Source organism: Streptomyces sp. NPDC020958 (genome assembly GCF_055562175.1).
Map to the genome: position 1 here is coordinate 1 of NZ_JBVHFU010000010.1, position 18,792 is coordinate 18,792.

Sequence of the window (18,792 nt, forward strand, 5' to 3'; positions counted from 1 at the left end):
CACGGCCGCCATCTGGCACAACGACCAGACCGGACAACCGATCCACCGCTCACTGATCGCCTACGATCACTGACCCCTTGGAATAGATCATCTAGAAGAGCGCGCTGTACGCGTTCAGCGCGGGCTGGCCGCCCAGGTGGGCGTACAGGACGGTGGAGTCGCGGTCGATCTCGCCCCGTTCGACCAGGTCGATCATCCCCGCCATGGACTTGCCCTCGTACACCGGATCCGTGACCATGCCCTCGGTGCGGGCCGCGAGGCGCATCGCGGCCAGCGTGGTGTCGTCCGGGACGCCGTAGACGCCCGCGTGGTAGCGCTCGTCCAGTTCGACGTCGTCGACGGTCAGCTCCCGCCGCAGGCCCAGGAGCCGGCCGGTACGGTGGGCGATGCGCGCGACCTGTTCGCGGGTCTCGACAGGTTTGGCCGAGGCGTCGATGCCGATGACCCGGCGCCGGCGACCGCCCGCCTCCTCCAGCGCCGCGAACCCGGCGACCATGCCGGCCTGCGTCGAACCGGTCACCGAGCACACGATCACCGTGTCGAAGAAGACGCCCGACTGCCGCTCCTGCTCGGCCACCTCGTACGCCCAGCCCGCGAAGCCGAGCCCGCCGAGCGGGTGGTCGGAGGCGCCGGCCGGGATGGCGTACGGCTTCCCGCCCGACTCCTCGACCTCCCGCAGCGCCAGCTCCCAGCTCTCCTTGAAACCGATGCCGAACCCGGCCCGCACGAGGCGTACATCGGCTCCGGCCAGCCTGCTGATCAGGATGTTGCCGACCTTGTCGTACACGGAGTCCGGCCACTCCACCCAGCTCTCCTGGACCAGGACGCACTTGAGCCCGGCACGGGCGGCGACGGCGGCCACCTGGCGGGTGTGGTTGGACTGCACCCCGCCGATGGAGACGAGCGTGTCGCAGCCCTTGGCCAGCGCGTCCGCGACCAGGTACTCCAGCTTGCGGGTCTTGTTACCGCCGTAGGCGATCCCGGAGTTGCAGTCCTCCCGCTTGGCCCACAGCGCGGCACCGCCGAGGTGGGCGGTGAGCCGCTCCAGGGGGTGCACGGGCGAGGGGCCGAAGAGGAGGGGGTAACGCTCGTACGAGGAAAGGGACATGGGGCGCCTCCTTGAGGTGCGTTCAGTCGGTGTCGTCGTCTGCCAGGTCCCCGAGGGTGTGCCAGATGTCCGCCGTGACCCGCGCCGCCGCCTCCGCGTCCCCCGCCGCACAGGCTTCGATCAGGCGCTCGTGCAGGCCGGCCGAACGGCAGGAACCGCCCTCGCCGAAGCGACGGCGCTCCAGGCGGCGGATGAGCGGGGTGTAGCGGGCGACGGTGGCGGCGGCCGCGCGGTTTCCGGCCACCCGGACCAGCACGTCGTGCAGGTCGTCGTCGGCACGCAGCGCCTCGTCCACGTCACCTGCCTGTACGGCGGCGGCGAACCGGGCGTTGGACACGCGCATCTCGTCCAGGTCCGCGTCCCGCAGCCGGGGTACGGCGGCCCGGGTGACCAGTTCGTGCATGGCGCCGACCACGGCCGCCGCGTCCCGTACCTCCGCGGCCACCACCGGGGTGACCCGGGTATAGCTCTGCGGCTTGCTCTCCAGGAGACCCTCGTCGACGAGCCGCGAGAACGCCTCCCGTACCGGCGCCCGGGACAACCCGAGCCGCTCCGCGAACTCGGCGTCGCGCACCACCGCACCGGGTTCGATGTCACCGGCGACGATGGCGTCCCTGATCGCGGTGTAGGCACGGTCCCTGAGCAGGGTGCGCGGCAGTGGTCGGAGGGCCATAACTGAAATGTTAGATATCAGTGCCCCGGCAGGGCAAGGGGGCGCGAGGGCACGGCTATGGCCCGCACCCCCCGTGAAGGTGCGGGCCACGTTCACCGGCCGGGGCCGGGGTCAGGCCGCCGCCTCCCACGGCCCGTCGGGGTCCCGGGCGGCTTCGAGCAGCGGCACCATCCGGAAGGCCGCGTCGGAGAGGCCGCGGAAGGTGTGCCGGTTGCCCTTTCCGGAGGGGTCGTGGCCCACCCGGTAGCCGGCCAGGTTCCAGGTGTAGACCGGGACGTGTGCCGGGACCTGCTGGGCCGGGTCGCCGTGCCGGTGGTACGCGTACTGCTCGTCGGTGACGATCAGCACCCGGTCCTGGCCCCGGTAGTGCGAGCGGATCGCCTGGACGTGCACAAAGTTCAGCAGCCCTTCTGGCGCTTCCAGGGTCCGGTGATCGCGAGCATGATGCCCGGTGTCTGGATGTTGGCGTACAGGGTTCGGCCGTCGGGCGAGAAGGTGACGCCGGTGAACTCGCTGTACTCGGGGTCCTCTTCGGTGCCGAGGTTCAGTTCGTTGCGGGCGATCGGGTAGGTGCGGCCGCTTTCGGTGGCGCCGAACAGGTGCTGGAGGCCCTCGCCGTCCTCGGCGATGACGAGACCGCCGTACGGCGAGACGGTGATGTTGTCCGGGCCGTCGAAGGCGCCTTCCGCGGACGGGTCCGGGTTGACGCCGATGAGGACCTTCAGGGTGAGGGTGCGGCGCTTCGGGTCGTAGAACCAGACGGCACCGTCGTGCTGGACGGGGCTCTCCGCACGGGCGTAGGAGGAGACGACGTAGGCGCCGCCGTCGCCCCACCACATGCCCTCCAGCTTGCGGGCGCGGGTGATCCGGCCGGTGCCGAACTGCTTGCGCACGGAGACCGACTTCGCGTCGCGGTCGGGGACGTCGACCCAGTCGACGCCGTAGACCGTGCCGATCTTCGTGGCGCGGGACAGGTCGTCGACGAACTTGCCGCCGGAGTCGAAGCACTTGAAGGCCTGGAGGGTGCCCGCGTCGTCGGCGAGGGAGCGCAGCCTGCCGCGGCCGTGGTGGAAGCCCTGCGGCGGGGTCCAGCGGTAGAGCAGGCCGTTGGGGCCCGAGGCGTCCTCGGTGAGGTAGAGGTGGCCGCGCCCGGGGTCGACGACGACGGCCTCGTGGGCGTACCGGCCCAGCTCCTTGAGGGGCTTGGGGTCGCGGTTGGCCCGGCGGTCCTCGGGGTCCACCTCGAAGACGTAGCCGTGGTCCTTGGTCATGCCGTTGGCGCCGGCCTTGTCCTCGGTCTCCTCGCAGGTCAGCCAGGTGCCCCAAGGGGTACTGCCACCGGCGCAGTTGGTGGAGGTACCGGCGATGCCGACCCACTCGGCGACGTGACCGCCGGGCCGAACCTCGACGACCGTGCAGCCACCGGAGGCGGCCGGGTCGTACACCAGGCCCTCGGTGAGCGGCACCGGGTGGTCCCAGTCGGCCCGCGGGCCCTTCAGCTCGTGGTTGTTGACGAGCAGGGTGGCGCCGCGCGGCCCGGCGAAGGTGGCGGTGCCGTCGTGGTTGGAGGGGGTGAACTCGCCGGACTCCAGCCTGGTGCGGCCGCTGTACGTGATGATCTCGTACGTGAAGCCGGCGGGGAGCGCGAGGATGCCGTGCGGGTCGGCGACCAGCGGGCCGTAGCCGACGCCGCGGTGTCCGTGCGCCGACTCGCCCTCGGCGGAGTCGGAAGCGGCGAGCGCGTTCGGGGCGGTGGCGAGGGCGCCGACGCTGCCCGCCAGCGCGACACCGGCACCGGTGATCGCGGATTTCCTGGCGAAGTCCCTGCGGGTGAGCGACATGGTGTCTCCTGTGACGGTCGGAGTGCCGTGGAGGGTGGCGGACCTCAAGACGGCGCACACGCTCCCGGCCACTTCTGAACGCCGGTTGAACAGCGGGCGACACCGGCTCCGGTTTTTCCATGAATCCGTAAGCACCGGCCCACGGGAGCCAAAAGTCACGCCGCGCAAACCCCTCCCGCTCGCTACGCCCCGTGCTGGGAACGCGCCTTGAAGGCCGCCTTCCTGGCCTCCTTCGCCACCTTCTTGTCCGGGTGCAGCCGGCCCATCGCCTCCAGCACCTCGGCCGTGTCCGGGTGCCCCACCCGCCACGCCTCGGCGAAGAACCCGGCGTGCTGCCGGGCCAGCCCCTCGACGAGGGCCTGGAGTTCCTCCGAGTTCCCCTCGGCCGCGAGCTGCGCGGCCACCGTGTCGATGGTCAGCCAGAAGATCAGGTCCTGGGAGGGCTGCGGCACGTCGGCCGCGCCGCGTTCGGCGAGCCAGACCCGGGCCAGACCGCCCAGTTCGGGATCGTCCAGGACCTCGCGCAGGGCGGGCTCGGCCTCGGGCCCGAGCAGCGACAGCGCCTGCTGGCAGCGCAGCCGCCGCAGCGGGGCGCCCGGGTCGGCGCCACGCGCGGCGGACAGCAGCTCCCGGGCGGCGGCCAGGGACTCACGGCGGGCCAGCCACTGCTCGGTCTCGGCCCGCGCGGCTCCCTGCGGGAAGGCGGCCGTACCGTCGAGCAGCGCGTCCGCGCCCTTCTCGGCGAGTTCGCCGACCGCCGGCGCCTCGAAGCCCGCCTCCAGCAGCCGGGCTCGCAGCCCGTAGGCACCGAGCGGGGTGAGCCGCACCATGCCGTAGCGGGAGACGTCGGCCTCGTCGACCGGTCCCGCCGCCGGTTCCTCGTCGGTGTCGGCCATCAGCGCCTCGTCCACCGGCTGGTACTCGACCAGCCCGACCGGCTCCAGCAGCCGGAACTGGTCGTCGAGCCGCATCATCGCGTCGGAGACCTGTTCGAGGACGTCGTTGGTCGGCTCGCCCATGTCGCTGGGCACGATCATCGACGCGGCGAGCGCGGGCAGCGGCACCGGCGCGGCACCGGGTCCGTCCTCGCTCGCCGTCAGCAGGTAGAGGTTGCCGAGGACGCCGTCGAGGAAGTCCGCCTCCGCCTGGGGGTCCCATCCGAGTGACGAGAAATCGACCTCGCCGCCCTCGTCGAGCGCGTCGACAATTCCGTCCAGGTCGGGCACGCTCGCGTCGGCGATCACGGTGTCGAGCGCCGCCTGCCACACCGCGAGGACGTCGTGCGGCGAGCCGCCGGTGAGCTGCCCCAGCTCCTCCCCCGCCGCCACGGTGCCGTGCTCCTCGTCGAGGATCTCGACCAGCCCGGCGTCCACCGCGACCCGCCAGGCCTCACCGGCGTACGCGGCGGCATCGTCCCCGCTGAGGCCGAGCAGCTCGGCGGCGGCCGGAAGCTGTTCCTCGACCAGTTCGCCACCTGCGTCGACGCGGGTGTCCGGGCCGGCCCAGCGGGCGAGGCGGGCGGCCCGGGAGAGCAGCGGCGTGGACAGTGCGGCGCGCGCCAGCTCCGCTTCGGGGAGCAACCGCACCGGCGGCAGGGGCGAGCTGTCTGACATCGGCTGGTTCTCCTCGGATGCCTGGGCGGTCGTGCGGCGACCTGGACGTCGTACCGACATCCGTACGGCCACCTGGACGCCGTACGGCTCAACCGCTCAGCCTAGACGGATTTCCACCCATGCCGACCGGTTCATCTCCCCGTCCGGTCCCACACATGGCCGAAACCTTGACAACTCCCGCCGCCACACAGGAGATTGACGCGCGTAGAAGTTGAGGGGACACCTGTTCACTCTTTGTCTACGCGTGTCACACCCGCGTCGCGTGTCCCGCACGCACGTGTCATGAACGGCCCACGCTCCCCACCCTCGTCCCGGCACGTCCGCATGTCCCCGGAGGGATCCCCTTGCCGAGCAGGTCTTCCGCGCGTCTCGCCGCGCTCACCGTCGCCGCCGTCTGCAGCGCGGCCTCCGCCGTCGCCCTCACGTCGCCCGCGCAGGCCGACGGGCTGCGCATCCACGACGTCCAGGGCACCACGCGCATGTCCCCGTACGCCGGCCAGAAGGTGACGGACGTCCCGGGCATCGTCACGGGCACGCGCACCTACGGCTCCTCCAGGGGTTTCTGGATCCAGGACCCGACGCCGGACGACAACCCGGCCACCAGCGAGGGCGTCTTCGTCTTCACCGGATCCACCCCGAAGGTCGCGGTCGGCGACTCGGTCACGGTCAGCGGGACGGTCTCCGAGTTCGTCCCGGGCGGCGCCTCGACCGGCAACCAGTCCGTCACCGAGATCACCAAGCCGACCGTCACCACCCTCTCCACCGGCAACCCGGTCCCCGCGCCGGTCGTCATCGACGCGCGGTCGGTGCCCCGCCACTACGCCCCCACGGGTGACGCGTCCGCGAACAACTCGATCAACGGCCTGACCCTCCAGCCGGAGAAGTACGCCCTGGACTACTACGAGTCCCTCGAGGGCATGAACGTCCGGGTCGGGAACGTCCGCGTGATCACCGCCACCGACCCGTACGCCGAGCTGTGGGTCACGGTCAAACCGCACGAGAACGAGACCCGCCGCGGCGGCTCCCTGTACGCCTCCTACGACGACCAGAACACCGGCCGTCTCCAGATCCAGTCGCTCGGCGCGACGGCCGACTTCCCGGTGGCGAACGTCGGCGACACGCTGACCGGCACCACGACCGGCCCGCTGGACTACAACCAGTACGGCGGCTACACCCTCGTCGCGAGCGAGCTCGGCACCCTGAAGAGCGGCGGCCTGCAGCGCGAGACGACGAAGAAGCAGGCGCGCGGCGAGCTGGCGGTCGCGACGTACAACGTCGAGAACCTCGACCCGTCCGACGGCACCTTCGCCGCGCACGCCTCCGCGATCGTGAACAACCTCCAGTCGCCCGACATCGTGTCCCTGGAGGAGATCCAGGACAACAACGGCGCCACCGACGACGGCACGGTCGCCGCGGACGTCACGGTGAACAAGCTGATCGACGCGATCGTCGCGGCCGGCGGCCCGAGGTACGACTGGCGTTCCATCGACCCGGTCAACGACCAGGACGGCGGCGAGCCCGGCGGCAACATCCGCCAGGTCTTCCTCTTCAACCCCCAGCGGGTCTCCTTCGTGGACCGCGCGGGCGGCGACTCCACCACCGCGGTGGGTGTCACCAAGGTGCACGGCAAGGCGCAGTTGACGGCCTCCCCGGGCCGCGTCGCCCCGGCCGACCCCGCCTGGACCAGCAGCCGCAAACCGCTGGCCGGCGAGTTCGTGTTCCGCGGCAGGACGGTTTTCGTGATCGCCAACCACCTCAACTCCAAGGGCGGCGACCAGGGCCTGACCGCGCAGTACCAGCCGGTGGTGCGCAGCTCGGAGACCCAGCGTCACGCGCAGGCGACGCTGGTCAACGCGTTCGTCAAGGACATCCTCGACATCCAGAAGAACGCCGAGGTCATCGCGCTCGGTGACATGAACGACTTCGACTTCTCCGGCACCACCGAGATCCTCCAGAGCGGCGGCGCGCTCTGGTCGGCGATCCAGTCACTGCCCGAGTGCGAGCGCTACACCTACGACTACCAGGGCAACCAGCAGGTCCTGGACCAGATCCTGATCAGCAAGGAGATCCGCCGCAACGGCGATTTCCAGTACGACAGCGTGCACATCAACTCGGAGTTCCACGACCAGATCAGCGACCACGACCCGCAGGTGCTGCGCTTCCGCCCGTGAGCGGCAGCCCCCCTCAGGACTGGCCGAACACTCCGTTCAGCCAGTCCTGCCAGGCCGCCTCGTTCGCCGCGGCGTCGGCGTCCGGCGCGAAGTCGTGGACGCTGATGCCGACCGGGGCGCCCCAGTGGTTGCGCCCGAAGAACCGGACGAGGGCGTCGTCGGTGCGCAGCCCGACGAAGTACCGGTCGCGGTAGTCGACCACCGCGTCCAGGGTCCGCCCGCCGGGGCCGGGTACGGCCGCCTTGGCGCCCTCGGCCGCGTCGTCCGGCAGGCCGAGGGCCCGCACCACCGCGTCGAACGCGTCCGGCGCCCGGGACGCCTCCGGCCCGTTCAGCTGGGCGAAGGTGACCGGGCGGGGCGCGAAGTGGGTGAGGTACTCGCGCAGGGTGTGCAGGTAGAAGCCGGTGTGGCGGTTCGCGCCGTCGTACTGGTTGTCCCAGTCGTCGGTGAAGATCCCGCTGTGCACGTAGCGCACCCAGGCGCGGCGGCCTCCGTCGCGCGGCTCGATGAGGTGCTCCAGCTGGTTGGCGCTCTGCGTCGGGAAGCCGACGTCCTCGCTGCGGGTGACCAGGTGGTGCGGCGGGTCGTAGGCGGTGACGGTCGAGCCGAAGGCCGCCGCGCCGCCGACCCTGGGCTCGGGCGGCTCCATCGGCCACAGGTAGCCACCGGTGCCGTGGGTGATCGCCTCCCACACCTTCGCGGGCGTGGCGTCGACCTCGAACTCACGGATGATCTCGAATTCTTTGGACATGACGGGACTCCTGCTGCCTACTGGCCCGGTTCGAGGGCTGTGGGGGCGGTGGGGGCGGTGGGGCCGGCTGCGGCGGGTGGCCCACCGGTCACGGACCCGTCCGGCCGGCCGTCCGCGGGTACGGGGGCGGAGGGCTCCTCGTGCGCGGGGACGGCTGGTTCCCTGAGTACGGGATGGAGAGCGACGACGATGCGGTGGTCCCGGCCGCCTTCCGCGCCGGGCGCGTCGTACTTGCGGATGAGCGCGCTCACGCCCGCCGTCAGCTCCTGCACGAAGGCCGCGCGGTCGGCGGCGGAGGCGAAGCGGACCTCGCCGTCCAGCGCGTAGGTGGCCAACCGCTTGCGCGCCTTCGCGGCGCCGGTGATCAGCGCGCCGACATCCCGCACCAGACGGGCGCCGAGCGCGAGCAGCCAGCGCGCGGAGAGCTGGTCGCGGAAGCGGTCCGGGTCCGGCTGCACGGCGGGCAGCGCGGCCGGTGAGATGACGTACGACGCGGCGGTCGCCCGCATCAGCCGCTCGGTGACGTTTCCCTTGCGCCGCTCCCCCGCCAGCTCGACCAGGCCGTGCCGCTCCAGCGCCTTGAGGTGGTAGTTCACCTTCTGCCGCGGCAGCCCCACCCTGCCGGCCAGCATCGTGGCCGACGCGGGCGCAGCGGCCAGTTCGGCGAGCAACCGGGCCCGTACGGGGTCCAGCGACACGACCGCCGCCTCGGGGTCCTCGATCACGGTCACATCCAGCATGGCCCCACCCTCCCACCGAAAACTTTTCCTGTCCAGATGGTTCAAGTTTTCGGTAGGAGGATGGGGCCCGAGACTGACGGGGGGACCGGAACCACGGCAGGGTCGGCCCGCCCGGCGAAGGTCAGCGGCGCGAACCGCGGCGCAGCACACCCACGGCCACGCCGGCGGCGGCGAGGGCGGCGCCCGCGATCAGAATCTGCCGGGGGCGGCGCAGCGCGGCGCGTACCGCCATGCGCGCGGGCCGCGCGAGAGGCCCCTGGGCGGCGCGACCGGCCTCGGCGACCTTCTCGGAGGCGAGGTGCCCCGCCCGCCCGGCCTGTTCCTGGACGACGTGTCCGGTCCTGAGCGCCCGCTCCTGGACGGTGTGCCGCGCCTTCAGCATCTGCTCCTGCGCGGTGTGGCCGCCCCTGACCGCTCGGCTCTGCGCCTGGTGACCGGCCTTGGTCGCGCCCGAGCGCAGCTGCACGCTCAGGGCACCGGCCTTGTCCATCAGATCGGCGGCGCGCGCCTGGGTGCGCCCCTTGAGGTCGGCCTTCCCCGCCAACGCGCCCGCGGTGCCGGTCAGTCGAGCCCCCGTTCCGCGTGCGGTCCTCTTCGTCATCGGTGCCCCTCCTGAGTGCCATCGGTTTCCACTCCGTTTGACACCGGGTACCCGGATCAGCGGCGCTCAGCCCTGCGCACGCCAGCGCCGGACAGGGTCTTCGTAGCACTGCTAAGAAATGAACCGGAGAAGAATTAAGTAGAGCTAAGCTGACCGCCGTGCCGAGACTACCCCCATGACGACACCACAGGGCGCCACGCCCTCCCCCTCCCCCTCCCCCTCCTCTGCCCTCGTCCCCGCCCCGCGCCCCTTCGGACGGACCCTGTGCGCGATGATCACGCCGTTCACCTCGGCGGGGGCGATCGACCTGGCCGGTGCCGGACGGCTGGCCGCGCATCTGGTGGCGGAGGGCTGTGACGGCCTGGTGCTGAACGGCACCACCGGCGAGTCACCGACCACCACGGACACGGAGAAGGCGCAGCTGATCGAGGCCGTGCGGGAGGCGGTGGGCGAGCGGGTGCCGCTCGTGGCGGGCGTGGGCACCGCGGACACCCGGCACACCGTCGACCTGGCGCTGGCCGCCGAGAAGGCGGGCGCCGACGGTGTCCTGGTGGTGTCGCCCTACTACAGTCGGCCCCCGCAGGACGCGCTGGAGGCGCACTTCCTGGAGGTGGCGGAGGCGGGCGAGCTGCCGGTGATGCTGTACGACATCCCGGGCCGCACCGGCACCCGCATCGAACCGGAGACTCTTGTCCGCCTCGCCGGGCACCCCCGGATCGTCGCCGTGAAGGACTGCTCGTACGACTTCCTCGGCACCCAGAAGGTGCTGGCACGCACCGGGTTGGCGTACTACGCGGGCTGCGACGAGCACATCCTCGCCCTGTACGCGGTGGGTGCGGCGGGCTGCGTGAGCACGGTCGCGAACGTGGTGCCGGGGCGGGTCGCCGCGATCCTGGACGCCTTCGACGCGGGCGACACCGCCCGGGCGGCCGCACTCCAGCTGCGGGCGGTCCCGCTGATCGAGGCGATGACGGCGGGGATGCTGCCGGGCACGGTCACGGCGAAGGCCCTGCTCACCGCGCTGGGCCTGCCGGCGGGACCGGTACGGGCACCGCTCAGGCCCGCCGACCGGGAGACGGCCGACGGGCTGCGGGCGGTGCACGCGGAACTGGTGTCGACGGGCGGCTGATCAGCGCTCGGCGAAGACCGGTTCCCAGCGGCCGGCGGCACCGTGTCCCGTACGGAAGCCGCTCAGCGGGGCGACCTTGTCGCTGCCGATGGTGACGCCGTACGTACGCCTCGGGCTCGTCGATGTGCTGCCAGCGGTCCGCCGCCTTCATCAGGGCGTTCTGCAACAGGTCCTCGGCGGCGTGCCGGTCACCGCCGGTCAGCAGCACGGCGGTTCTCAGCAGCGCCGTGGACCGGGTGTCCACGAACTCCCGGAAGCTCTCCTGCTGTTCCGCATCCATCGTCACCTTCTCTTCCCCCGGGCCCACCTCGTCTCCGGGCCCCGTACCCGTGCTGACGCGCGCGGGGCGGCGCCACTATGCCTGTCCTGCACGGAAAACCTCCACGTGCCCCGTCCACCCGCTGCCGTACGTTGTCCCCATGAGCCGCCCCCTGCTCTTCCTGGACGTCGACGGCCCGCTCAACCCGTACGCCGCGAGGCCCGAGCGACGTCCTGAGGGCTATACGACGATCCGCGCGGCCGTCCGGCCCGGGCACCCCCTGCGGGTGTGGCTGAACCCGGCCCACGGCCCGGCACTGCTGGCCCTCGGCTACGAGCTGTGCTGGGCGACCACCTGGATGGCCGCGGCCAACCGCTGGATCGCCCCGGTGGTGGGCCTGCCGGAGCTGCCGTACGTCGACTTCGGCCGGGGCCTGTTCGCGGAACGGCCGGACGGGGTGCACTGGAAGACGGAGGCGATCGTGGAGTGCGCCGCCGGGCGGGCGTTCGCATGGGTGGACGACGAGCAGAGCCCGGCGGACACGCTGTACGTCCGCGCCCGCCATCCCGGCCCCGCGCTGCTGCATCACGTGAACCCGGGGGTGGGCCTGCGCGAGACGGACTTCACCGCGCTGGCGCGGTTCCGGAGCGGCCTGCCGCAACCCTGAGCGTCCGACTGCCTGAGCGCCCGCCATGACCGGCGTCGGCAAACCGGCGACAGCTCAGCAGAAGGTCTGGGCAGCGGTGATCGGGGCAGGCGGCCGCAGCTCACGGCCGCCCGTGATCAGTTGTGGCTGTTCTGATTGCCATGCAGGTCAGGGGAACAACTTGCCCCGTGGGCCGTGTCGGGGCCGTCTTCGGTGCTCTCCGGGTCCCGGAACACCCGGTCGACGGCGGCCCGGGTGCGCGCCTCGCCGTTCGGCATCAGGTGCGTGGGGAGTTCTCGGCGGCCGTGCCAGGCTCACCGACCCTGGCTCCGAATGACGCCTCTGACCTGCGGTTTCGCTGCATCAACCGCATCGGATCGCTCCTGGGAGCCCTCAGCCTGCCCGTCCCCTCGGAGACGCAGATGTCAACCTCGGTCCGCTGTCCCCTCCGCAAGTCTCAGCGCCGCGGTGTGCACAGCGGACGGCGAAGTCCTGTCCGGCTTGCCCGCGGGGTCCGCTCAACTCTTCCTAATTCTCATGCGTCTCACTGCGGCACCCTCATACGATCCCTTCGCCGCCCGCACACCAGTGCGCATTCGAGCGCCGCATGCGGGCATCCAAACGGGAGGGACCACTTGACCACGTCTTTCGGCCCGCGCCAGTGTGCCGTCCTCGCCCTTCTGGGAGCCCTCGGCCTGTCACTGGCCGCCGCCGCGTCGCCCGCGAGTGCGGCCGGCGGAACTCCCACCACCCCCACCCAGCTGTTCAACGGCAACCGGACCTGCTCGACCGACGCGGACCGGCCCACGTACCTCTGGGCCGGTAACAACGTTGTCGTCGAGGGCGTCCCCGGGACCACCGATACCACCGACAACTCTTCGGTCAGCGTTCGGTACCAGGTCTGGCCGGTCGCCGACCCGTCGCACACCGATACGGTCACCCATGACCGCGCCATCCCTGGATTCGAGTCCGGCAGTCTCCTGCCCGACGACATGCTCGCCGACGGACAGACCTATGCGTGGCGGGCGCAGACGGTTGCCGGGGACGCGGCCTCGGACTGGTCCGTTCCCTGTTACATCACGATCGACGACACCCGCCCGGCGAGCACGCCCGTCATCACCTCGCCGAACTACCCGCCGAACCAGTGGAACCAGGGCGGCGACCCGGTCAGGTTCACTTTGGACGCCAATGGTGACGACGATGTCACCGGGTTCCAGTACTCCTGGACTCAGCCCGTCCCGGCCATCGTCCTCGCGGACATCGGCGACCACGGCATCCCGCAGCCCCGCGACCTGTATGCGGATTCGGCACACTTCGTGCGCGCGGATGCCCCCGGCGGTTCGGCCACGCTGGACCTGATTCCACCGTACAGCGGCGGCGGGACCCTGTCGGTGCGCAGCCTCGACCGGGCCTTCAACCCGTCGGAAACAACCAGTTACAGGTTCCTCGTCAGCAACACGGCACCCACTATTACCCCGGCCGACCCGTCGCCCGAGTTCGGAGATACGACCACGTTCACGCTCCGGCCCGATGCCGCGCTCCAGGCGAGGAGCCCGGTCGTCAGTTACTCCGTGCACACCTCCGGCGGTCCGGACGGCGACAGGACCTTCGACGTCGCAGCGGCGGCCGACGGCACGGCGACGACAGAACTCACGATCGACGGCATCAACGGCGAGCATCTCGACGTGACAAGCAAGAGCGCCAACGGCTGGCTCAGTGATCCGGCATTCTGGGACATCGACTACGACACGACTCCCACAGTCGCCTCCGACATCTACCCCGAGAACGGTTCCGGCGGTGGTGTGGGCGTCCCCGGCGCCTTCACGTTCACGCCGAAGGTGCAGGGGATCGTGAGCTACACGTACACCATCAACGCGGGACCGGAGGTCACGGTCGCCGCGGGAGCCGACGGCACCGCGAACATCGACTGGACCCCGGACTCGGACGGCTCCTACGACCTCCAGGTCTACGCGACGAGCCGTACCGGCATCCAACTGGCCACCTACGACTACTCCTTCACCGTGGACTGAATCCGCGAACCGACAGCCGCTTTCGGCCACGCCCAGGCCCACCGCAGCCACCGGTGGGCCTGGGAGGCTGTGACACTCTCGTCATCGCGGTGAAGTTCTCGCCGAATACGTCGTCACCCGACGAACGTCGTTGGGGCGGAAGGTCCGGGCGGCGAGGCCTGTGTCCGGCCCAGCGGCTGGGCGGCCCCGTCTGTTCCGGGAGCTGATGGGCCCCGGAGCGCGGGCCATACGCGACCTGTGGGGAGGGAAGCCTCAGGCGATGTCATGGACGTTGTGCTCGGTCAAGTCGGATGCATGCCGGGCGATGGCACGGTAGTCGGCATCGTCGTGGAGCACGGCCAGGCCGTGGTGGGCGGCGGTGGCGGCGATGACGAGGTCCACCGCCGAGGCGCTGCGATGCTCCCCGGCCCGCGCCATACGGTGTTGCACCGCGCTGATCCAACGCCCCGCGTTCTTCGGCACGGCCGCATCGGGATAGAGGTCGGTGAACATCTCCGCGATCTCGTCGTACTCGTGGTTGCTCCGGGCGCTGTACAGGAACTCGGCTCGCTGCACGTAACAGGATGCGATGGCCCCGGCGTCGATCGCGTCGTACCAGGCCGCTTGTAGTTTCGGATCCCGAAGCAGCCGGAACAGGCCGGAGGTGTCGAGCAAGTAGATCACCGGCTGTGCTTCTCCGCCTCATGCAGGCGTTCGGCGTCCTCGACGGCACCCCACTCGCGCGCACGCTCGAAGTGACGGCTGATGCGCGCCGCACGCTCCTGCCGCTCGGCGTAGAAGTGCAGAGCGAGATTGACCGCCTCCTTCTTGGTCCTGACCTTGGCCAGCGCCATGGCCCGTTCCAGGGCGTCGTCATCGATGTCGATCTGGGTCACAGACATCGGGCACCTCCCGCGCAATGTTGGTGATGTACATAGAAGAATATGTCACCAACATGGATGACGCCACATGCCACATCTGAACACCGGATCTGCAATCGCAAGGGACACTCCGGGTCATTCCGGCAGGCGATGCCCGTGGGCGGGTCGGCGCTGAGCACCGTGTGCCGTACGGCTCGGCCGCTGGTGGTTCCCGGTGCCCAGAGCGTGCCCGCAGGAACGGGCGACCATGGTCAACAGCGGTGCGAACCACCCCGTGCGACGGTGCCGGCACGACGAATCCGCTCAGTTCAGCGGCTACCTGGCTCCCCGATCGCCGTCGCTTCCCAAGTTGAGAGCGCGAGTTCGATTCGCAGGTATGCACGCCCCATCCGCTCGGCCGGGCTTCCGGCGCACTCGGGCCAGTGCGATGCCGTGGTGATCGGATCGTTGCCGCACCGCGTACAACCGCGAACAGCTTTCCTCTGTCCCACAGTTGGCCGCTGGCGATGAACCTCTGGCCGGTGCGCTCGGGCGCTCGGTCCAGACTGCAGGGGGAAGGATGGGCTCGAAGATGGGGAAGACGATGTGGAGCGCCGTGGTGGCCGGTGGAGCGGCACTCGTGTTCACATGGGTGGCTGCGGTGCCGGCCGGGGCGGCAGAGGGCGGGGTCTCCTTCAGCCGGGTCACGGTGAACGGCGGGAAGCCGATCGTGATCGGGGTCGAGGAGGAGGTCGAGGTCAGGGCGGCCTTCCGGATGACGACCACGCTCAAGTACGAATTCGGGCCGAAGGCGTTCCCCTACCGAGGGAAGCTCGACTCGGGGGACAGGTTGTACAGCTCCGTCATCACCAGCGACTGCGAGGTCGTGAACAAGGCGAGGGGGATCTGTGACTTCGACGAATGGCTGTACATCGACCCGCGGCACGTCGACTTCGGGAACGAGGACGCCGGCACCTGGAAAACTGCCGCTCAGGTCTTTCTCGCCGGTGACGCCCAGGACACCGACGACGTGAACCTCCCGTTGCAGGTCAAGCGGGCCACACGCGTCACCGTCAACGCCTCGCCGGAGCCGGTCGTGGCAGGAAAGACGATCACCGTGACCGGACGGGTCACGCGAGCGAACTGGGACACCCACACGTACCAGGGGTACGCCGGCCGCACGGTGAGCCTGCAGTTCAAGGCGGCGGACGCCTCCTCGTACACGACGGTCAAGAAGGTGACGTCCAGTAGTACGGGGGCGCTCAAGACCACGGTGAAGGCCACCGGGCCGGGGACATGGCGGTGGACGTACTACGGGAACTCCACCTCTGCGGCGAAGTCGTCGACCGGGGATTACGTCGCCGTGCGGTGAACGACGTGCGCGGACCGCCTCGCCTCACAGAAGCGTCACCACAGTGCGTGGCACAGAACCCTGAGAGCGCTGCTCGGGCAGGCTGGCCGAGCAGCGTTCCTCCGAGCAGACGCCGACCTCCGTCACCGAGGCCGCGCCGCTCGTCACGGGCTTGTCCGCGATGGCGGACGTCGGATCGGCCTCGGCACGCCCGCGAGAGCGACCGGTGGCTCGTGAACCGTGAGTTTCGGGTGGTCGACGTCAGGGAGCCAGTCACGCTGCGGTGTGTAGTCCAGCCAGCGCCGAGTACGGCCGACTTCGGTGAAAGCTCGTAGCACGGTGTCGAGTCCGGGGTGCCGGGAGGACTCGCGCCAGGCCAGCGACCACGCGTACAGCGGTGTCGGGTCGGCGAGGGGAATACAGCGCAGGCCCGCGTGGTCCGGCAGCGGTGCGTCGGCGGGGAAGAGGGTGAAGGCGTCGGGCTCGGTGCGGATGTGCCGCACGAGATGGTCCAGGCCCAGATTGGGGCCGTCGTGCCGGCGCGCTATCCGGAATTCGTCGGAGAAGCGGCGCAGGAAGTCGAGGCGGGTCAGTTCCGCCGGACACCACAGCACGCTGTCGCGCAGGTCCGCAGGGCGCAGTACGTCGGCGACGGCCAGTGGGTGGGACGGGCCGACGACCGCGTCGACGGGTTCCAGTCGTACCAGCCGCTGGGTGAGGCCCGCGGCCCGGCCGTCGAGGAGCGCGTGCACCCGGCCGAATCCCAGATCGGTGTCGCCGCGCAGCAACGCCCCCGCCACCGACGGCCAGTCCCGTCCCGGGCTCGGCTCCCACCGCACCGGGCCGAGTGCCTGTACTGCGTCGGCGACCGTGCGCATCGGCGCGTACAGATGTCCCCAGGCGTCGATCCGTACGACCGGTCCGGCACCCGTCACTGCCGCGATCGCGCGATCGCCCGCAGCGAGCGCCTCGCGTGCGGTCGGCAGAAACCGCTCCCCGGCCTCGCCCAGCCGGACCCCGCCCTGGCGCTCGAACAGCTGCACGGACAGCGGCTTCTCCAGCCGCGCTATGCGCTTGGACAGTGCCTGCTGACTGGTGCCCAGCTCTTCGGCGGCCCTCCCGAAGTGCAGGGTCCGGGCTGTCGCGACAAAGGCGCGGACCAGCGCGAGATCGAGGTCCATGCCATTGACCATATGCGACAACCGGGCGTTGTCGGCCAAGCAGATCCGTTGTTGGCCGAGCCCCGCTCCGCCCGGTCGGATGGTCCCGAAGACACCGCCCCCGAGGGGATGATCACGATGAAGGCATTCATACCGACCGGAGATCCCTCGGAGCCGGTCGTGCTCGCCGATGTCGCGGAGCCGACGCCTAGAGCGCGGCCGAGGCTTGGGCATGGTCAGCGCAATCGCCCATCGCGTCGTCGTCCACGAAAGTGACGGAGGCTACACAGCCACCGCCGAACTGTTCGCAGGCCGACCGACCGGAGGTCAGGCGTGCTGATGGACGAGCCACAGCGGGGCCACTGGTGCGAGTGCTGGACCGAGGACATCACCGACGGGACGGGGTGGCCGGCGCTCCGGGTCTCCTTCGACGCCTACTCCGCGCCCCAGGCAGACAGATGGGTCGCCATCGCACTCCGCACCATCTCACCGGCACTCGACCCCGATGCATCCCAGGACGCGTGGGAGTGGCTGTACGACGGCCGCATAGCGACCAGGAAAGCCCTCCTGCGAGCCGAGCCCTGCACGGTGACAGTCACCCAGGCCAGCACCCGCATCACATGGACGATCCAGCCCGTGATCTTCCTGCCACTGGCACACCGCCAGGGAGCGGAACTCCCATCCTGCACACGGGACTTCAAACCGCACACAGCACCCAAGGCACCCCACGCGCCCGTGTCGGATCCCAGCTGATGCCTGACGTTCTGGTCCCAGGCGATGCTTGACGGTGGGCCTAGACAACGTAGAGAGCCCCGTGGCGCTTGTCCGCTTTCACGGTACGGACCGGGACGTCGGTCGTGTGCCGGATCACCCGGACCTGCCCGTCCAGCTCGACGGTGACCGTGGAGTCCGACGCGTGCACGGGCACGGTCTGAGCTCCGTAGGGGCGGCCAAACAGCCGATGCTCCGGCCGGCACCGGCTCCGCAGGAGATGTAGCGGTAGAGCAGATGGAGTCAGCCGCTGTATCCGAGCTCGCGCCGCTCTGTCCCCGCGCGTGGGTGAACGAGGTCTCCACCTCGAAGGCCGATTGAGTGACTGGGGCGTCACGTTGCGTATGTGGGCGCGCCACATATGGTGCGATGCCCACGTCAAATCCGGTTGGCCGGGCTCGGACAGTGACGCCCGCCCTGGATCCGTGGACGATTGAAGGGAAGCCCATGGTGCTCCGCTTGCTGGCGGCGGCTGGTGTCGCCACATCATTGTTCGGCTCGTCGGCCTTCGGAGCCAGCGCGGCTCCGCCCCCGCCGCCGGACCGGATCGTCATCGACAGTGTGGCGGCCAACGGTACCGGCTGCCCGCCGGGGACGGCCTCCGTGGCCGTCTCCCCTGACAGCACCGCCTTCACCGTCACCTACAGCAACTACCTCGCCCAGGTGGGGCCCGGCTCGCCGCCGTCCGCCTCCCGGAAGAACTGTCAGCTCAACCTGCGCGTGCACGTCCCCGGTGGCCTCACTTACGCGATCGTGTCCGCCGACTACAGCGGCTTCGCGTCACTGGCCCCGGGTGCGTCCGGGACCCAGCGGGCCAGCTACCACTTCCAGGGCAACGCCACCGTCACCAGGACTCATCACTTCACCGGCGGGTTCACCAACGACTGGCAGACGACCGACACCGTGCCCGCCGCCGCCCTGGTCTTCGCCCCCTGCGGGCAGGAGCGCAACCTCGACATCAACACCGAACTACAGGTCGACCCCGGCACCTCGAGCCCGAGCGCCACCAGCTTCATGGAGATGGACTCGACGAACGGCACGATCAAAACCGTGTATCACGTGGCTTTGAAGCAGTGTCAGTGATCTCCTGGCGCTGCGATCGGCGGGTG

General features: G+C 70.5%; 18 protein-coding genes and 3 pseudogenes. 8 read left to right on the top strand and 13 right to left on the bottom strand.

Annotated features, from left to right (window positions below; all coding sequences use genetic code 11):
- Positions 1-91 precede the first annotated feature (91 nt).
- The 5 genes and pseudogenes from ACZ3KP_RS25960 to ACZ3KP_RS25980 form a co-directional block, all read right to left on the bottom strand.
- Positions 92-1,108, bottom strand: coding sequence for a 1-aminocyclopropane-1-carboxylate deaminase (locus ACZ3KP_RS25960; RefSeq protein WP_360560222.1), 1,017 nt, complete (start codon positions 1,106-1,108; stop codon positions 92-94).
- Between the two features lie 22 nt (positions 1,109-1,130).
- Positions 1,131-1,781: a GntR family transcriptional regulator gene (locus ACZ3KP_RS25965; protein ID WP_467502036.1), complete on the bottom strand. Its 651-nt coding sequence runs from the start codon at positions 1,779-1,781 to the stop codon at positions 1,131-1,133.
- 111 nt (positions 1,782-1,892) lie between these two features.
- Positions 1,893-2,165, bottom strand: a pseudogene (locus tag ACZ3KP_RS25970) (TROVE domain-containing protein); the annotation flags it as partial.
- Between the two features lie 14 nt (positions 2,166-2,179).
- Positions 2,180-3,622 carry an alkaline phosphatase PhoX gene (locus tag ACZ3KP_RS25975; protein WP_467502038.1) on the bottom strand — a complete coding sequence of 481 codons (1,443 nt, stop codon included), beginning with the start codon at positions 3,620-3,622 and terminating at the stop codon, positions 2,180-2,182.
- A gap of 182 nt (positions 3,623-3,804) precedes the next feature.
- Entirely contained in the window at positions 3,805-5,235 is a 1,431-nt protein-coding gene (locus ACZ3KP_RS25980) for a hypothetical protein (protein ID WP_467502039.1), read from the bottom strand.
- A 344-nt stretch (positions 5,236-5,579) separates the two neighbouring features.
- Here ACZ3KP_RS25980 and ACZ3KP_RS25985 point away from each other — a divergent pair, with 344 nt between their 5' ends.
- Positions 5,580-7,406: an endonuclease/exonuclease/phosphatase family protein gene (locus ACZ3KP_RS25985; protein ID WP_467502041.1), complete on the top strand. Its 1,827-nt coding sequence runs from the start codon at positions 5,580-5,582 to the stop codon at positions 7,404-7,406.
- A 13-nt stretch (positions 7,407-7,419) separates the two neighbouring features.
- On the opposite strand, the gene ACZ3KP_RS25990 is transcribed toward ACZ3KP_RS25985, so the two are convergent.
- From ACZ3KP_RS25990 to ACZ3KP_RS26000, 3 genes are all read right to left on the bottom strand, one after another.
- Positions 7,420-8,157 carry an SRPBCC family protein gene (locus ACZ3KP_RS25990; protein WP_467502042.1) on the bottom strand — a complete coding sequence of 246 codons (738 nt, stop codon included), beginning with the start codon at positions 8,155-8,157 and terminating at the stop codon, positions 7,420-7,422.
- Between the two features lie 17 nt (positions 8,158-8,174).
- Positions 8,175-8,897 (bottom strand): helix-turn-helix domain-containing protein, encoded by a 723-nt coding sequence (locus tag ACZ3KP_RS25995; protein ID WP_467502044.1) that lies wholly within the window; start codon positions 8,895-8,897, stop codon positions 8,175-8,177.
- A 121-nt stretch (positions 8,898-9,018) separates the two neighbouring features.
- Entirely contained in the window at positions 9,019-9,498 is a 480-nt protein-coding gene (locus ACZ3KP_RS26000) for a DUF3618 domain-containing protein (RefSeq protein WP_467502046.1), read from the bottom strand.
- 175 nt (positions 9,499-9,673) lie between these two features.
- On the opposite strand from ACZ3KP_RS26000, the gene dapA reads away from it, so the two are divergent.
- On the top strand, positions 9,674-10,627 hold the full coding sequence (gene dapA, locus ACZ3KP_RS26005) for a 4-hydroxy-tetrahydrodipicolinate synthase (RefSeq protein ID WP_467502047.1): 954 nt from the start codon (positions 9,674-9,676) through the stop codon (positions 10,625-10,627).
- A 70-nt stretch (positions 10,628-10,697) separates the two neighbouring features.
- Here the strand turns inward: dapA and ACZ3KP_RS26010 are convergent.
- Positions 10,698-10,913, bottom strand: a pseudogene (locus ACZ3KP_RS26010) (SigE family RNA polymerase sigma factor); the annotation flags it as partial.
- A gap of 133 nt (positions 10,914-11,046) precedes the next feature.
- On the opposite strand from ACZ3KP_RS26010, the gene ACZ3KP_RS26015 reads away from it, so the two are divergent.
- Together ACZ3KP_RS26015 and ACZ3KP_RS26020 are read left to right on the top strand one after the other, a co-directional pair.
- A complete protein-coding gene (locus ACZ3KP_RS26015) occupies positions 11,047-11,553 on the top strand; it encodes an HAD domain-containing protein (RefSeq protein ID WP_467502048.1) in 507 nt (168 codons plus the stop codon).
- 614 nt (positions 11,554-12,167) lie between these two features.
- Entirely contained in the window at positions 12,168-13,562 is a 1,395-nt protein-coding gene (locus ACZ3KP_RS26020) for a hypothetical protein (protein WP_467502050.1), read from the top strand.
- Positions 13,563-13,814: 252 nt separating this feature from the next.
- Here the strand turns inward: ACZ3KP_RS26020 and ACZ3KP_RS26025 are convergent, their stop codons facing one another.
- Together ACZ3KP_RS26025 and ACZ3KP_RS26030 are read right to left on the bottom strand one after the other, a co-directional pair.
- Positions 13,815-14,225: a PIN domain-containing protein gene (locus ACZ3KP_RS26025; RefSeq protein ID WP_467502052.1), complete on the bottom strand. Its 411-nt coding sequence runs from the start codon at positions 14,223-14,225 to the stop codon at positions 13,815-13,817.
- Complete coding sequence (locus ACZ3KP_RS26030; protein ID WP_467502054.1) at positions 14,222-14,443, bottom strand: type II toxin-antitoxin system VapB family antitoxin; 222 nt, start codon at positions 14,441-14,443, stop codon at positions 14,222-14,224. Before ACZ3KP_RS26030 ends, ACZ3KP_RS26025 begins: the two co-directional genes overlap by 4 nt.
- A 550-nt stretch (positions 14,444-14,993) precedes the next feature.
- Between ACZ3KP_RS26030 and ACZ3KP_RS26035 the strand changes: the two genes are divergently transcribed.
- Positions 14,994-15,773 (top strand): hypothetical protein, encoded by a 780-nt coding sequence (locus tag ACZ3KP_RS26035; protein WP_467502055.1) that lies wholly within the window; start codon positions 14,994-14,996, stop codon positions 15,771-15,773.
- Between the two features lie 143 nt (positions 15,774-15,916).
- Here the strand turns inward: ACZ3KP_RS26035 and ACZ3KP_RS26040 are convergent, their stop codons facing one another.
- Positions 15,917-16,933, bottom strand: a complete 1,017-nt coding sequence (locus ACZ3KP_RS26040; protein ID WP_467502057.1) for a LysR family transcriptional regulator — start codon at positions 16,931-16,933, stop codon at positions 15,917-15,919.
- A 190-nt stretch (positions 16,934-17,123) separates the two neighbouring features.
- Here ACZ3KP_RS26040 and ACZ3KP_RS26045 point away from each other — a divergent pair.
- Together ACZ3KP_RS26045 and ACZ3KP_RS26050 are read left to right on the top strand one after the other, a co-directional pair.
- A pseudogene (locus ACZ3KP_RS26045) lies at positions 17,124-17,252 on the top strand (ATP-binding protein); the annotation flags it as partial.
- A complete protein-coding gene (locus ACZ3KP_RS26050) occupies positions 17,252-17,665 on the top strand; it encodes a hypothetical protein (protein WP_467502059.1) in 414 nt (137 codons plus the stop codon). The pseudogene ACZ3KP_RS26045 and the gene ACZ3KP_RS26050, both read left to right, overlap by 1 nt.
- A 40-nt stretch (positions 17,666-17,705) precedes the next feature.
- On the opposite strand, the gene ACZ3KP_RS26055 is transcribed toward ACZ3KP_RS26050, so the two are convergent.
- Positions 17,706-17,840: a hypothetical protein gene (locus tag ACZ3KP_RS26055; protein ID WP_467502431.1), complete on the bottom strand. Its 135-nt coding sequence runs from the start codon at positions 17,838-17,840 to the stop codon at positions 17,706-17,708.
- A gap of 290 nt (positions 17,841-18,130) precedes the next feature.
- Between ACZ3KP_RS26055 and ACZ3KP_RS26060 the strand changes: the two genes are divergently transcribed.
- Entirely contained in the window at positions 18,131-18,766 is a 636-nt protein-coding gene (locus ACZ3KP_RS26060; RefSeq protein WP_316784629.1) for a DUF4360 domain-containing protein, read from the top strand.
- Positions 18,767-18,792: the final 26 nt, after the last annotated feature.